This window comes from Methanobrevibacter sp., from assembly GCF_036307625.1.
GTDB lineage: Archaea > Methanobacteriota > Methanobacteria > Methanobacteriales > Methanobacteriaceae > Methanocatella.
Genome location: NZ_JAXJXF010000167.1, coordinates 21167 through 35486, shown reverse-complemented (window position 1 = coordinate 35486; position 14320 = coordinate 21167). Strand labels below are relative to the sequence as shown.

Sequence of the window (14320 nt, the reverse complement as noted above, 5' to 3'; positions counted from 1 at the left end):
TTATAAATAATTTAATAAACTTGAATTTTATTTTTTACAAACAATAACTTTGGAGTATTTGAGGACTTTATCTTTGTACATGTATCCTTTCATCAGTTCATCTATAACATATCCGTTTTCGACATCGTCGGACTTTTGAACCATTAATGCTTCATGTTTATTCAAGTCAAATTTTTCTCCTTTTGCAGGAATTTCTTCTACTCCTTCTTTAGTCAAAATATCTTTGAATTTGTTGTAGATGAGTTCTACTCCTTCTTTTAAATCTTTTTCATTTTCAATTTCTAAAGCTCTGCCGAAATCTTCGTAACAATCTATAAACTCTTTTATGATATTCTCATTGGCGAATTTTATGATTTCTTTGTTTTGCTTATCTGTTATCTTTTTGAAGTTTTCGAAATCTGCTTGAAGCCTTTGGGATAATGAAATGTATTCTTGAGTTTCCTGTTCTTGTTTTTCAAGATCTTCTTTAAGTCGAGTCAACTCTTCATCCTTTAATGCTAACTCCTCAAGAAGTTCATCATACTTTTCGGAAGTATCTTGAGTTTCAACTTCAGTTTCGCTTTTATTTTCATCAGTCATACGTGCACCCTTTTAATGTTTTTTTGAAAAACTCAGGTAATAACTCTGCATCGAGAATATAAATCTTTAAGAACTTTAATATTGGTTTTGGGAATTTATGGACATATAGGAAAATGGTTCATCATTTAAGAGCTATTACTTTAAGTTTTTCTGAACCAAATATTAAAGTAACCAAAAGTTATCTTTCTCTTACTATATTATAGTAACAAAAAGTTATATAAAGGTTTCGATTATTTTGACTTTTTTCTTACAATGGGTAATAAAAATACAATAATTTAAATATGAATAATATATAATAGTATAACCATGAGTAATAGTAATGACATTAATAAAAATGATAGATATCATAGAAATGTCAATTCTTCTAATGGCCACATTGAAATTAGAGGAAACTATAACGACCATTTAGAAGACATTGATAAAGAAGATATACTTGATGTAATGGGTTGTAAAACTAGAAGGGATATCATAAATCTTTTAAGGGAAGAACCTATGTTTGTCAGTGAAATATCCAATGAACTTGATATTGGTCAAAAGGCAATCATTGAGCATTTGCGTGCTATGGAGGATATAGGTATCTTAAATTCATCATACAAGAAAATTTTAAGAGGCCGCCCACGTAAATACTACGATTTACAAAATGAAGTGAATATACATATTACAATTAATAGGAATACTTTTGATGTAAATCTCTCAGATGACATATTAAATACATTACAACTCCCGTCAGGTGACGAATGGTCAAAACTTTTAGACATTGAAAAAAGAATTGATGATGGACAACTTGAAGCTATTGACGAGTTGAAAAACCAGATAAGATTATATGGAAACCTTTTAGAAAGGGCGGAATATATTCTTGAGAGAACTTTGAAAGGAAAATAACTTCTTTTGTGGTCATTAATCTGATTGTTTGAATAATAATTTCAAACAATATTTTTTACTTTTTTTTGGAGATAATTGCCTGTCCGAGAGATACTGATCCGTCTCCGGCACATGTATTTTTATGTTGGATAAATTCGTATCCGTTATTTTCAATATAATTCTTTACGGTATCTGTAATTGATTCGTTATATAATACTCCACCGGTGGCTCCAATATTTTCAATTTTTTTATTCTCTGCTGCAATTATTGCAAGTTCGCTTAATCCTTTAGCCACTGCAATCTGGCCTGCACGTGCAACATCCGCCTTTTTTTCACCGTTCTGGTACAGTTCAACTACCTGTCTTAGAATGTCGGTAGTGTTTAATATGTTGTTTTCAATATGATATTGAATCTCAATATCTTTGGTTGAATAATAGGCACATGACTCAAGTTTCATGGAGCATTCCCCTTCATAAGTTCTTTTGTCACATATTTCAAGGGCAACAGCCATCGAATCAAGAACCCTTCCTGTACTTGAAGTTTTGCCAACATTGATTCCGGACTCTATCTGTTTGAAAATATTTTTTATTTCCATTTCACCATATTTGAAATGATTGGAATAATTTTTAATCAAATCTTCATCTTTTAAAATGCTTGCAAGCATTCTTGCAGGATATTTTGTTGCCATATCTCCGCCAGGCATCAATTGGCTTTCCAGATGACCCATTCTTTCAAAGCTTTTGACATCTGTGTAAAGTATTTCTCCTCCCCAGCTTGTACCGTCGCTTCCATATCCCACTCCATCGGCCGCTATTGCAATCATTTCATCAATTGTACTGTCATTTGCAAGGGCAACGGAATGCGCATGGTGGTGCTGGACAGGCATAACTTCGGCATCATGCTTTTCAGCCAGTTCATGTGCCAAACGGGTGGTGAAAAAGTGAGGGTGCATATCGCATGCAATCATGTCAAAATCGTGAATTTTGGTGATTCTCTGCATATTCTCAATAGCTTCCTTTAAAAATTCCAATGTTTTCGGTTTGTTTGTATTTCCAATGTGTTGTGATGGGTATACAATATCATCTTTGGCAATGGAAAATGTAACATCAAGCTCAGGGCCCAAAGCCAGAACATTCAACTCATTTACTTCATAATTGATTTTATATGGTTCGGGAGTATATCCTCTAGAACGTCTGATGAATGATAGCTCGTTGTTTCTGAATCTGATGACCGAATCATCGCATCTGTTTAAAATCCGACGGTTGTGGATTAGTGAATAGTCATTGATTCCGTTGATGATGTCTTCGTTTTTAATCATCATCGGTTCGCCGGGCGTATTTGCAGAGGTCATGACATATGTGTCGATATCGCTTTCATCGAAAAGCAGATAATGCATTGGAGAGTAAGGAAGCATTACTCCAATATTGTGAAGTCCCGGTGACAATGATTCAGGGAAAGGATAATTGTCATTTTTCTTTAAAATAACTATTGGCCTTTTATTTGAAGTTATTGTTCTGATTTCTTTTTTTGAGGTTTGTGCATAATTTTGAACAGACTCCAAATCCTTGCTCATTACTGCAAAGGCCTGATTTGGACGATTCAGACGGCTTCTCAGTTCTTTGATTGCTTCGTCATTGTATGCATCAACAACCAGGTGTGTTCCTCCTATTCCTTTGATGGCTAATATTTTTCCTTTTTCCAACACTTCAGCACCCATTTTTATGGGATTTTCACAGTCAATTTTATTTTGACCTTCATAAAAAGCCATTTGTGGACCGCAGTCATTGCAGCAAATTGCTTCGCCATGGTATCTTCTGTTTAAAGGTTGCCTATATTCGACAAGACATTCGTCGCATAATGGAAATTCATCCATTGTGGTTCTTACCCTATCGTATGGCACGCTTTCAATCACAGTAAATCTGGGTCCGCAGTCGGTGCATGCATTAAAAGGATATTTGTAACGTCTGTCATTTGGGTTTCTTATCTCTTCTAGGCATTTGTCACAAATTGCAATGTCTGGTGGAATTACACTAATTCCGGAGTATGCATCTCCGCTTTCAATAATTTCAAAGTTGGAATAGGCTTCCGCTTCAATGTCTTCTATTATCATTGAATCTATTTTGGCTATTGGTGGCAATTCATTTGGAAGCCTTTCAATGAATAATTCTGTATTTTCACCTTCAATTATGATTTCGACAACGTTTCCAAGGTTTCTTACATATCCTTTAAGATTCAAATCGGATGCCAGCCTATATACATATGGTCTGAATCCTACGCCTTGAACTATTCCCTGTGTCAAAACCTTCCGAGCTTTCATAAATATATTATTTAAGTTAAATTTTATATAAAATTTTATCCTAAGTAATACTATGAAAGATATTCTTGAAAGATTGGTCCGTGGTGAACTTGATATTGAAGAGGCTGAAAAGATATTAAAATCAGATGCTATATTGGAATTCGATGATGTTGCTAAGTTTGATATCAAAAGAAATGACCGCACAGGTTTTCCGGAGGCTATTTTTGCACAGAGCAAAGATTATGATGATTTGATTTTGATAATTGAAAAATATCTTGAAGCTAATGACGAGGACCTGATAATAACAAAACTGTCCGATGAAAGATATGAAAAAATTTTAAATGATTTGGGCAGGGATTCATTCATATATGATTACAACAAAAGAGCTCAAATTTTGGTAATTAGAAAAGAAGTTCGTAAAAACGATCCGATTGCAAAAATCGGCATCATTACCGCAGGAACATCTGACATCAATATTGCTGAGGAGGCTAAGGTCATTGTTGAGGAAGGTGGCTGTGAAGCTATCACATCCTATGATATTGGTGTTGCAGGAATCCATAGATTATTTCCTCAAATAGCTTATATGGTTCGTGAAGGAGTTAAAGTATTTATTGTTTGTGCAGGAATGGAGGGGGCTCTTCCGTCTGTTGTTGCAGGTCTGGTTGATGTTCCGGTCATAGGTGTTCCAACATCTGTGGGTTATGGTGTGGGAGAAGGCGGCAGAGTCGCTTTGGATGCGATGCTTCAGTCATGTGCTCCTGGAATTGCAGTTGTCAACATTGACAATGGATTTGGTGCTGGTGTATTTGCTCTTACTATTATTAATGGCATAATATAATTGGAAGATAATGGGAGTTAATCCTTTGGAGGAACTTCTTTTATTGCTTCATGAACCCTTTTACAATTGTTTTTATCATTGAATAAGAAAAAATCATCAGTTCTTTTTATGTATTTTTCCTTAATTTTGCATTGATTTTCAATATAATCGATTATCAAGTCAACAAGTTCCTCTTCGGATTCGCATATTTCTCCCATTCCCATGGTTTCGTAATTAAAAAAGCTTTTTTCTACATCGAAGTGGTAATCATTGAGATATTGATAATAAATTACGGGTTTATATAAATATGCAAAATCAAAAGCTACTGATGAATAATCGGTAACCAATAATGATCCATTATTGAATAGCGTTTGAAATTTGGTTTTTTCGTAATCAATTTTGACATAATCATTTTCATCGAATAATTCAATGAAGTTATAAACGTTGGGATGGGGTCTAAAGATTATTTCATAATTGTTTTCACGTGCTTTCTGAATTAGTTTCTCATTGTTGATTAAGCTATTGAATCGTTTAAAGTATTCGGTTTCCTCAATGTAACTGTTGGATTTTCCGGTTAAATATCGTCTCCATGAAGGCATAATGATGATTTCATGCTTATCTTCTACATTTTGGAGGTTGTCATATCTAGGCAAACCTTTTAATTGAATTACTTGTTCATCATAGTTGTAATGATATCTGAAGATTGATACATATTCCTTTTCGGAACTCACAAGGAAGAATGATAAATTCATATTTTTTTTATTTAACCAATCTGAAATATCGTCTTTAAGAATTCCATGCTGCAAAAATATATTGTTTGATTTCAGCAATCCTGCAAAATATGGATAACCTCCCCAAAACGGGTAGATAATTCCATTGTCCGGATGTGATGTTATAATGTTTTCAGCATATAATCCTAAAAATCTATGTTTTAGGGATTTGTAGGGGATTACTTTTCCAATTTTTTTGATTTCATCATAATCCCTGTTTTTTGAATCCAAAATGAAATATTTATCAATAGGCTCATTTTGTTGGACTGAATATTTGAAAAGATGCAATCCATTATCGTCTGATTCGTTCGGACGGTCCATATAAAACCATATTTTTTTGTTTTTTAAGATTGGGTAACTTAACATGTAAGCTATTCTAAATGGAATGGCCTTTAAAAAACCTACATCATGATTTTTAATCATTTTTGTCATGAATTTTAATTCTTGCTTTATCCAGTTTAGAGCAGTTTTCTTTTTAATTATTATTTTTTCATCTTTGAGGACACTTAAGAAGTGTTGGGTTTTTGCATATCCTACAATTTTGGAAAAGTTGCAAGGCCTTGAAAAATCAATTTTTAACTGTTTTGATTGGGATTTGAATTGAATTTCATATTGTTTATCAATAGATAATGGTATTTTCACTTCAAAAGATCTGTTGGATGCGAATTTATGCCCTAATGAATATAAGTCATATTGGGGGAATTGAACTTCATTGATTTTTAATTTTTTGTTGTTAAGCAGAATTTCAAAATCATTTTTTCTTGTATTGATTAAACTAACCAGAAGGTACAGTTCATTATTTATTATGTCATAGATATCAATAAAAACAGTAGTCAATAGCAATTTTTCTTTAATTTCATCGTTTAATTCATTATCATATTTCAACAAAAACAGAAATAGTTTAATTTCATTTTCAATTAGAATATTATTTAGAATTATTTCATCATCAATTACCTGGGTAATTTTTTTAATTTTGTCCAAATCCAATTTTTCCGGTGCTTTTTCGATTGTTGCAATCCATTTAAGTTGATTTAATAATGCATATTGTACAAATTTGGGAATTCTTGAAAATTCCTTTTTGCTTTTTTTAATTGGATTTACAAGATTATCTTCAATATATTTTTCGTATTCTTCAGGGTTAAACGTAAATTCTTCGGTAGGCAGTATTTTTTCCTCTATGTTTTCAATATAATAGCTTCCTTCTTTACAAATCCCCAATATTGGATTTTTTATTAATATTTCAGTTAAAAATGATGGGAATTTATTATTTTCATTTATAAATTTATTTTTGATTGAATCCTTTCTTATAAAAGTTGACCGCTCGATTATTTGAATCTTTTCCGGGTTTTTGTTCAAATTAAATGTTTTTGAAGAGTTAAACCGATGATCCAGATATATTTCCTTTCTACCGTTTTTATAGTAATACATTGGTATTGTTATCAAATCGACATTCTTGTTTTTTTCAATAAATTTTAAAGTATTTTCCAATGTATTTTCGGATATGTAATCATTAGCTTCTAAAAAAAGAATATATTCTCCATTGGCATATTTTATTCCATCATTAAGTGTAATTGATGACTCGGATTTAATATATTTGATGTTATTGTAATCTTGATGGTTTAATTCATTACAGATAACAATGACTTCGATGTTTTCTTCAAAATTTAAAGTCTGATTAATTAGGGAGTTGAGTGTTTTTTCAACATCTGACTTAAAATTATTTGATTGTATAATTACTGAAAATTTAAATTCACTCAACTTTATTCCTCTATTAATCTTGTGATTGCTTATAGTCTGGATGCATGGTGTTTAGTATGAATTTTATTTCCTTGTCCACATCATCCTTGTTTTTAAATTTTTCCATAATTATAATATAGGTGTGCTTTTGATAATAGAGACTACTCAAATACACTGTTCCATTTTCATAGGTTATTTCCGTTTGGTAAACAGATACATTATTTATTTTATTTTTTGTTATATTGGTAGTGGTATTATTGCCTTCCAGTCCCAATATTTCGTCACTTAGATTCATTAAACTTTCTTTTGATGTATCTTTTTTTCCTTCATCTTCAATGGTTATTTTTTCAGCACCGTCTTTTTTATATAATGAAACGCTGTATCCATCAGCTTCGTCTACGGAATAACCATGAGGCAATGTTATTGTTGTTTTACTAAAAGTTACAATCGCACTGCCTACAGTATCTGAATTAGATACTATTAAAACCATAGAACCTAATCCGATAAGTAATATTATTATAATAAATGCCCATCTTTTATCCATGTTAAAACCTTTCTATTTCTTTTTACTACTTTTAACATATGCGTCACAAACTTTTTTGGTTTCTCCTTCCATTACGATTTTCCCATTTTCAATCCAGATACATTTGTCACATATTTTCTTGATTTGAAGAATGGAGTGTGAAACTAATAATACTGTGACGCCGTCTTTCATCATTGATTGGATCTTTTCTGAACTTTTCTTTTTGAATTTAATATCTCCTACAGCTAATATTTCATCAATAATGAGGATATCTGGATTTATTGCAGTTGCTACAGAAAATCCTAATTTTGATTTCATACCTTTGGAGTAATTTTTCACAGGGTAATTGATGAATTCCCCAAGCTCTGAGAACTCAACGATTTCATCATATTTTGAATCAAGATACTCTTCATCCATACTTAAAAAAGCACCATTCAAATAAATATTATTTTTTCCGGTGTAATTTTTATCAAATCCTGCACTTATTTCAAGTAATGGTGCAACTTTTCCATTGATTTTAATTGTACCTTCGGTTGGTTCATATATTCCTGCAAGAATCCTAAGCAAGGTACTTTTTCCAGCTCCATTGAACCCAAGAATTCCCACTCTTTCTCCTCTGTAAACTTTAAAAGAAATTCCATCTAAAATTCTAATTTTTTCCTTTTCTTTTTTATTTCTTTTAAGGGTTCTAATTACATATTCTTTAAGTGTATCAATTTTGTCTTTAGTAACCTTGAATTCCATTACTAGGTCATCTACTTCAATTGCTACATTGTTTTTATTGTTTGCAGGCAATACATTCTTTTCTTTTTTTCCAAATATTCCTTGAATTTTATCTGTGATACCCATAATATTACCCACTATATTTCTAATACTAATTTTTTCTCATAAATCTTGAACAATATGATTCCGATTCCAAATACTGTAAATGCAAATGCCGCTAAGTAAAGCAGTGTGCTAAAATCAGGTACAACTCCATAAACAACAGATTCTCTGAAACAAGAAATTGCAGAGTAGACTGGATTCAATGTAAATAGTATCTGGATAGATGAAGGAACAATTTCAATCGGATAAAATAACGCTGATGCATACATTAAAAGTAATGTGAACACATTATAGAGATATCCGACATCTGAAAAGTATGTGTTACATACCGCTAAGATTAATCCAATTCCAAATATTAAAATTACAAGTAAAAATATTGGTATTACTGCATAAATACTTGTTAAGTGGAATGAAGCACCAGTAATTGTCATTACACCAAATAAAATTATGAATGATATTAGAAAGTTAACGAATTCATAACATATGGAACTTACTGCGAACATATATTTAGGCACGTAAATTTTCTTTAAAAGATATGCGTTTCTTTTAATTGAGTTCATAGCTCCTTTTGTACCTGCGTTATAAAAATCGTATATCAATCTTCCAGACAGGAAATAGACTGGATAGTTTTCTATAGATCTTCCAAATAACATTGAAAAAATTGCTGTAAAAACTAACATAATTAAAAGTGGGTTGAAAAAACTCCATAAAATTCCTAATACGGAATCTTTGTATTTTGAAGTTAAATCCCTTTTAACCAATTGTTTTAATAAAAATTTTTTTTCTGCGAATGTATCAAACATGTTCTAACCAATATTTGTTTAATTTATAATAAAGTTATTTTCTTCTTCTGGTAAATTCTTCGAAGACTTCATCAATTTCTACACCTTTGTAAACCAAAATCAAAAGTGTGTGGAAAATCAAATCAACAGATTCATAAACCAAGTTTTCATCATTTTTAGCAGCAAGCAATACTTCTCCAGCTTCTTCAGCTATTTTTTCAAGTATTTTATCTTCAGCTTTTTTGTCGCTGTCTTGCATGATATTGGATGTATATGAATCTATTGGATTATCCCTTCTAGATTCTAAAACTTCGTATACTTCTCGTATGATTTTATCATTGTCCATTTAATCATCATCCTTTGATGCTTGGTCCTGAATACTTTCTGTAAGTGCAATTAATGGATGTTTGTCATCATCAATGATTTCAATATCATTGAATGTTCTAATGCCCGCTTTGTCTGCAGTTTTTTCCATACCTAGTTTAATGTCTTGACCTAAATCAACAACATAGGAATCTACGGTTTCATATCCTCTTTGTTTTGATGCAACTGCTCTGTGGTGTCCGTCAACCAAAATCCAACGGTCTCCAGTTTTAACAACAATTGCAGGTTCAGCCAATCCTTTTTCTAATTCATAGGCTCTTCCTTCAAGTTCATCTGCATAAACTCTATCCTGTGTAGGTCTTAATTTATTGGTTTCAACAGGCATATGTTTTAAAGTAGTTTTGATGCCGTATAATTGTTCCATGGTCTTTTTAAAGTATTCCACTTTGGTTGGTGTTGACCTTTCTATGTGTGACCTTACCATATCGGTGTTTGTTATGATTCCAACTAATGCTCCTTTTTCATCTACAACAGGCATTCTTGAAATTCCTCTTCTAAACATTACTCTTGAAGCATCATTTATGGATAAATCTTGGTTTGCAACTACCAATTTGGTACTCATTAATTCTTCAACTGTATCTGCCCATTCTTTTGATACAATATCGAATGCAGTTACCATGCCGACTAACTTTCCGTTATTAACTACTGGATAACTATTGTGACGACTTTCTCTCATTAAAGCTATAACTTCTTCAGTTTTTGTAGATGGAGAAACATTAATAACGTTTTTAGTCATGTAATCTTTAACATATGATTTTTTTCCAGCCATTTTTCAACCCTCTATTCAATGTTTTCTTTTAATAATTTAACTGTTTCACCAGGGTCAGCTTTTCCACGGGTTAATCTCATGACTTGTCCTACAAGGAAGTTGATTGACGCTTTTTGACCAGCTAAATAATCTTCAACAGCTTTTGGATTTTCTTCAATTGCTTGTTTGACTGCAGCTAATACTTCATCATCTTTTACAACACCAAGCAAGCCTAACTCTTCAGCAATAGCTTTTGGAGATTTGTCGTTGTTTGGCATTTGTTCAATAATTTTATGACCTGCCTTTGCAGTAATTTCTTTATCTTGAAGCATTTTCAAGAATTCAACTAAATCATCAACTCCAATGCCACTGTCTGCAAAGTCTAATTTATTATATGATAATACTCTTTTAAGTTCATCTCTCATGATTTTTGCTGTAAATACAGGATCAACTTCTTTAACTACTTCTTCATATGCAATTGCAAGATCTAATTCGGAAGTCAATACTTTAGCAGATTCTTCGTCAATATTATAATCTTCAACAAACCTGTTTACTTTGTTGTGTGGAGCTTCAGGCATTGTTTCTAAAATTCTTTGGATTGTTTCATCACTGATTTTCATTGGTGGTAAATCTGGGTCTGTGATGAATCTGTAATCGTCTGCATCTTCTTTTAATCTCATTCCTACGGTAATCATTTGTGATTCTAAGTATGCACGAGTTTCTTGTTTGACTTCTACTCCTCTTTTCATAAGATTTTTCTGTCTTATAAGCTCGAATTTCAATGCTTTGTACGCACCTTTGATGGAGTTCACGTTTTTCATTTCTACTCTGTTTCCTCCGTTGATAGAAATGTTTACGTCAGCCCTCATAGTACCTTCACCACGAGCTCCTCCACTATATTGTAAAACACGAATTAATTCTTTTAAGAAGTTTCTAGCTTCTTCAGGAGATTTAATGTCTGGTTCGGTAACAATTTCAACTAATGGAATTCCTGAACGGTTGAAGTTGACAGTACCTCTGTCCGGTTTAAATTGACCTGGGTCTTCTTCTGCGTGAATTTCTCTTATTCTAATTCCATTCAATTCCCCTTTTGTTCCGATTGGAACTGAGGTTCTTTGATAACCTGATGGTAAATCAGGATAATCATAATGTTTCCTCATGAAATAGATTACGTCTTGGTCAATTTCACAGTTAAGCATTAAAGCTATCATTAATGCATTCTCTAACGCTTTTTCGTTTGTTGGGTGTGGTTTAGCACCTGGTTGGTTTAAACAAACTGGGCAGATATTTGAATTTATAGGTGCGTCCTGGTAATTGGTAGGACAATCACAGAATAATTTTGATTCGGTTTCTAATTGTACGTGGATTTCAAGTCCACACATCATGTCAACATCGTCACTAATAATAATTCCTCCATAGGATAATTTTTTAAAAATTTATATTATAATTATATTTGATATATTAGATTTATAAATATTATTAAAAATGGCTGTTTTTTGGTGATGATTTTTTAGTTGATATAAAATTAAAAAAATTAATATTTGTTTTTCAATGATTCTTTAACATACCTTTTTATAAATTTGTCAAGCTCGGGATTAATTTCACTTTTTTCAGGTCCTAATTTATTTTTATCAGTAAAGGTGCCCTTAATGTCTCGTCCAGACCATTTAACTTCTTCTTCAACTCTTTTACCATATTTGGTTCCAAACATTTTAAATAGTGGGAATTTTGTTATTCCATTTGCTCCACTTAATATGAGTATTCCTATATTTGCCAGATTGTCGATCCATGTTCCGCATATTATTTCGATGTCTGGGAAGGCTAATCTAACTTGAGCTACGACTTGGGCATAATAAAGTGATGCAGGTTGTGAGGAATCTGCATAAATGGTTTCCTTGTGGGGATTTAAAGAATAAAAAATCACTCTGTCTATTTTATGATCTCTAATGTAATCGATAATGTATTTGACATCATCTAAAGTTTCGCCCAATCCCAAAATTATGGTTATTGCCTTTTTAAAGCCAAGTTCTCCGGCTACATCTAACATATTGCTTATATCATCTAATTTTTTGCTGGGACACACACTTTCATGAATTTTTGGATTAGCCACTTCAACAGCGCCGGTTATCCCTTTGATTTCATTGCCGTATTCATTTAATTCGTCGGTGATTCCAGTATTTAACCAAACACCATCTCCGGTTATTTCCTTGATTGTTGTAGCAATGTCTTTAATTTCATGTGTTGTGAATGATTCGTATCCTCCTGATAGAAATTCGATATTCCAGTCAAGACGTTTGCACATTTCCGCTTCAGCATAAATATTATTTATATTACGTCTGGCCTTTTTTGGATCTTTGATTTTATCTTTTTGTGTTGACATGTAACAAAAAGCACAATCTCCCTTGTCACACCACCATGATAGAAAAACCGCTCTTTCAAGAGTAATTAATTTTCCATGTTTTTTAATTGTTGTTTCGTTGGCTTGTTTTAATAGGTCAAATATGTTAGAATCCATGTTTTTAATATTGATTCTTAAAGTTTATATATTAGTTCATATAATCTATTATTGTAAATTTATTTCGTTTTTTTCAATAAACTTGGAAAAAACCAAAAGATTTATATACTATGTGATGCATAGTTATTATTACTGTTTAAAGTCTTTTGATTTTTAAACATGGGTTGTATTTGGTTGAGTAGATGGGTATCATATGCCATCGTAGCTCAGTAGGTAGAGCGTTCGGCTGTTAACCGATTGGTCACAGGTTCGAGTCCTGTCGATGGCGCTTTTGGGGCCCATAGCTTAGCCAGGTAGAGCGTCCGGCTCATAACCGGAAGGCCATGGGTTCGAACCCCATTGGGCCCATGTTAATTAAACTTTATTTGTACTTATGCTCCGGTGGTGTAGTCCGGCCAATCATTTCGGCCTTTCGAGCCGAAGACTCGGGTTCGAATCCCGGCCGGAGCATTTTAAAAAATTTGTTAAGATTTTTAATGGTTTCTGTGCATCCTTTCATTTTTATAAGCGGGGGTGCCCGAGAGGCCAAAGGGGACAGGCTTAGGACCTGTTGACGCAGGTCTACCAGGGTTCAAATCCCTGCTCCCGCACTTTAACAATTTTTTTAGTTAATTTTGTAATCTATGCCGGGGTAGGGTAGGTGGTCATCCTCCGGGACTGTGGATCCCGGGACTCGGGTTCGAATCTCGGCTCCGGCCCCATTTTATAAACTTTTTTTAGATTCATTTTCTACGAAATTTTAGAGTACTTTTCATCTGCTCTCTCATTTTTTTTATATATGTGATTTGATAAAGTACTTAATTGATGGTGTAACCATGGCGAAAAAAGGTTCAGCTGAAGAAAGGGATTTGGTACATAAACTTTGGGAAAGGAATTTTGCTGCTATGAGGGCTCCTGCATCTGGTGGCGCAACTAAAAGACCTTTGCCGGATGTTCTTGCGGGAAATGGTAAATTATATTTGGCTATTGAAGTAAAAACAACCACTAAAGATAAGGTTTATATTGATTCTACTCAAATTGATGAGTTGTGTGAATTTTCAAATATTTTTGGTGCAACCCCTTATATTGGGGCGAGATTCAAATACACAAAATGGCTATTTTTAGAACCCAAAAATACTCCTCGTACCCGCAATGGAAATTATAAAGTTGAAAAGGATTATGCCCTTGAAAAAGGTCTTGAAATTGATGAAATTGCGGGAATTGATAAACAAATGAAATTTTAACCGAATGGTAATCTTTATATATTATTAAAATATATTTATTATTGTATGTTATGTGTGGGGTTATGGTGTAACCTGGCATCATCTGGGACTCCAGTTGTCTTTGAAGAAATATACGCGTAACTGAACAGTATCCGTTGTGATGATCAATTGGAGTACTGAGGCAAGAGAAATCCCAGGATCGGGGTTCAAATCCCTGTGACCCCATTTTTTATACAAACTATTTTTCAAAAATTTTAATTACTATATTGACAATATTATTT

Annotated in this window: 13 protein-coding genes and 6 tRNA genes; 9 read left to right on the top strand and 10 right to left on the bottom strand. The window is 32.7% G+C overall.

Annotated elements, in window-relative coordinates; translation table 11 throughout:
- Positions 1-27 precede the first annotated feature (27 nt).
- Positions 28-579 (bottom strand): nucleotide exchange factor GrpE, encoded by a 552-nt coding sequence (gene grpE / locus UIB65_RS10660; RefSeq protein ID WP_296804839.1) that lies wholly within the window; start codon positions 577-579, stop codon positions 28-30.
- A 306-nt stretch (positions 580-885) separates the two neighbouring features.
- Between grpE and UIB65_RS10655 the strand changes: the two genes are divergently transcribed.
- Positions 886-1461: an ArsR family transcriptional regulator gene (locus UIB65_RS10655; protein WP_296804837.1), complete on the top strand. Its 576-nt coding sequence runs from the start codon at positions 886-888 to the stop codon at positions 1459-1461.
- A 55-nt stretch (positions 1462-1516) separates the two neighbouring features.
- On the opposite strand, the gene hypF is transcribed toward UIB65_RS10655, so the two are convergent.
- The gene (gene hypF / locus UIB65_RS10650; protein ID WP_296804835.1) at positions 1517-3757 is read right to left on the bottom strand and encodes a carbamoyltransferase HypF; all 2241 of its coding nucleotides are present in this window, start codon (positions 3755-3757) and stop codon (positions 1517-1519) included.
- A gap of 52 nt (positions 3758-3809) precedes the next feature.
- Here hypF and larB point away from each other — a divergent pair, with 52 nt between their 5' ends.
- Positions 3810-4574 carry a nickel pincer cofactor biosynthesis protein LarB gene (larB, locus tag UIB65_RS10645; protein ID WP_296804833.1) on the top strand — a complete coding sequence of 255 codons (765 nt, stop codon included), beginning with the start codon at positions 3810-3812 and terminating at the stop codon, positions 4572-4574.
- Between the two features lie 17 nt (positions 4575-4591).
- Here the strand turns inward: larB and UIB65_RS10640 are convergent, their stop codons facing one another.
- The 8 genes from UIB65_RS10640 to UIB65_RS10605 all read right to left on the bottom strand — a co-directional run bounded on the left by UIB65_RS10640 (position 4592) and on the right by UIB65_RS10605 (position 12846).
- Positions 4592-7081 carry a CDP-glycerol glycerophosphotransferase family protein gene (locus UIB65_RS10640; protein ID WP_330041590.1) on the bottom strand — a complete coding sequence of 830 codons (2490 nt, stop codon included), beginning with the start codon at positions 7079-7081 and terminating at the stop codon, positions 4592-4594.
- A 13-nt stretch (positions 7082-7094) separates the two neighbouring features.
- A complete protein-coding gene (locus tag UIB65_RS10635) occupies positions 7095-7604 on the bottom strand; it encodes a hypothetical protein (RefSeq protein WP_296804830.1) in 510 nt (169 codons plus the stop codon).
- A 12-nt stretch (positions 7605-7616) separates the two neighbouring features.
- Positions 7617-8432 (bottom strand): ABC transporter ATP-binding protein, encoded by an 816-nt coding sequence (locus UIB65_RS10630; protein ID WP_296804828.1) that lies wholly within the window; start codon positions 8430-8432, stop codon positions 7617-7619.
- A gap of 11 nt (positions 8433-8443) precedes the next feature.
- Entirely contained in the window at positions 8444-9211 is a 768-nt protein-coding gene (locus tag UIB65_RS10625) for an ABC transporter permease (protein ID WP_296804826.1), read from the bottom strand.
- A gap of 34 nt (positions 9212-9245) precedes the next feature.
- On the bottom strand, positions 9246-9536 hold the full coding sequence (hisE, locus tag UIB65_RS10620) for a phosphoribosyl-ATP diphosphatase (protein WP_330041587.1): 291 nt from the start codon (positions 9534-9536) through the stop codon (positions 9246-9248).
- A complete protein-coding gene (locus UIB65_RS10615; RefSeq protein WP_296804822.1) occupies positions 9537-10343 on the bottom strand; it encodes a CBS domain-containing protein in 807 nt (268 codons plus the stop codon).
- 11 nt (positions 10344-10354) lie between these two features.
- Positions 10355-11707 (bottom strand): Asp-tRNA(Asn)/Glu-tRNA(Gln) amidotransferase subunit GatB, encoded by a 1353-nt coding sequence (gene gatB, locus UIB65_RS10610; RefSeq protein ID WP_296804820.1) that lies wholly within the window; start codon positions 11705-11707, stop codon positions 10355-10357.
- Between the two features lie 149 nt (positions 11708-11856).
- Positions 11857-12846: a radical SAM protein gene (locus UIB65_RS10605; RefSeq protein WP_296804844.1), complete on the bottom strand. Its 990-nt coding sequence runs from the start codon at positions 12844-12846 to the stop codon at positions 11857-11859.
- A gap of 186 nt (positions 12847-13032) precedes the next feature.
- Here UIB65_RS10605 and UIB65_RS10600 point away from each other — a divergent pair.
- The 7 genes from UIB65_RS10600 to UIB65_RS10570 all read left to right on the top strand — a co-directional run bounded on the left by UIB65_RS10600 (position 13033) and on the right by UIB65_RS10570 (position 14264).
- A tRNA-Asn gene (locus UIB65_RS10600) sits at positions 13033-13105 on the top strand.
- 6 nt (positions 13106-13111) lie between these two features.
- Positions 13112-13185 (top strand) — tRNA-Ile (locus tag UIB65_RS10595).
- 27 nt (positions 13186-13212) lie between these two features.
- Positions 13213-13287: transfer RNA gene (locus UIB65_RS10590), tRNA-Glu, on the top strand.
- Positions 13288-13344: 57 nt separating this feature from the next.
- Positions 13345-13427: transfer RNA gene (locus UIB65_RS10585), tRNA-Leu, on the top strand.
- A 35-nt stretch (positions 13428-13462) separates the two neighbouring features.
- Positions 13463-13538 (top strand) — tRNA-His (locus tag UIB65_RS10580).
- A gap of 114 nt (positions 13539-13652) precedes the next feature.
- Positions 13653-14060 carry a Holliday junction resolvase Hjc gene (hjc, locus tag UIB65_RS10575; protein WP_296805565.1) on the top strand — a complete coding sequence of 136 codons (408 nt, stop codon included), beginning with the start codon at positions 13653-13655 and terminating at the stop codon, positions 14058-14060.
- 56 nt (positions 14061-14116) lie between these two features.
- A tRNA-Trp gene (locus UIB65_RS10570) sits at positions 14117-14264 on the top strand.
- Positions 14265-14320: the final 56 nt, after the last annotated feature.

What these genes read in the sequence shown, in the direction of transcription:
- grpE (WP_296804839.1), bottom strand. Translation starts at nt 579, where the DNA reads ATGACTGATGAAAATAAAAGCGAAACTGAAGTTGAAACTCAAGATACT.
- UIB65_RS10655 (WP_296804837.1), top strand. Translation starts at nt 886, where the DNA reads ATGAGTAATAGTAATGACATTAATAAAAATGATAGATATCATAGAAAT.
- hypF (WP_296804835.1), bottom strand. Translation starts at nt 3,757, where the DNA reads ATGAAAGCTCGGAAGGTTTTGACACAGGGAATAGTTCAAGGCGTAGGA.
- larB (WP_296804833.1), top strand. Translation starts at nt 3,810, where the DNA reads ATGAAAGATATTCTTGAAAGATTGGTCCGTGGTGAACTTGATATTGAA.
- UIB65_RS10635 (WP_296804830.1), bottom strand. Translation starts at nt 7,604, where the DNA reads ATGGATAAAAGATGGGCATTTATTATAATAATATTACTTATCGGATTA.
- UIB65_RS10630 (WP_296804828.1), bottom strand. Translation starts at nt 8,432, where the DNA reads ATGGGTATCACAGATAAAATTCAAGGAATATTTGGAAAAAAAGAAAAG.
- UIB65_RS10625 (WP_296804826.1), bottom strand. Translation starts at nt 9,211, where the DNA reads ATGTTTGATACATTCGCAGAAAAAAAATTTTTATTAAAACAATTGGTT.
- hisE (WP_330041587.1), bottom strand. Translation starts at nt 9,536, where the DNA reads ATGGACAATGATAAAATCATACGAGAAGTATACGAAGTTTTAGAATCT.
- UIB65_RS10615 (WP_296804822.1), bottom strand. Translation starts at nt 10,343, where the DNA reads ATGGCTGGAAAAAAATCATATGTTAAAGATTACATGACTAAAAACGTT.
- gatB (WP_296804820.1), bottom strand. Translation starts at nt 11,707, where the DNA reads ATGATGTGTGGACTTGAAATCCACGTACAATTAGAAACCGAATCAAAA.
- hjc (WP_296805565.1), top strand. Translation starts at nt 13,653, where the DNA reads ATGGCGAAAAAAGGTTCAGCTGAAGAAAGGGATTTGGTACATAAACTT.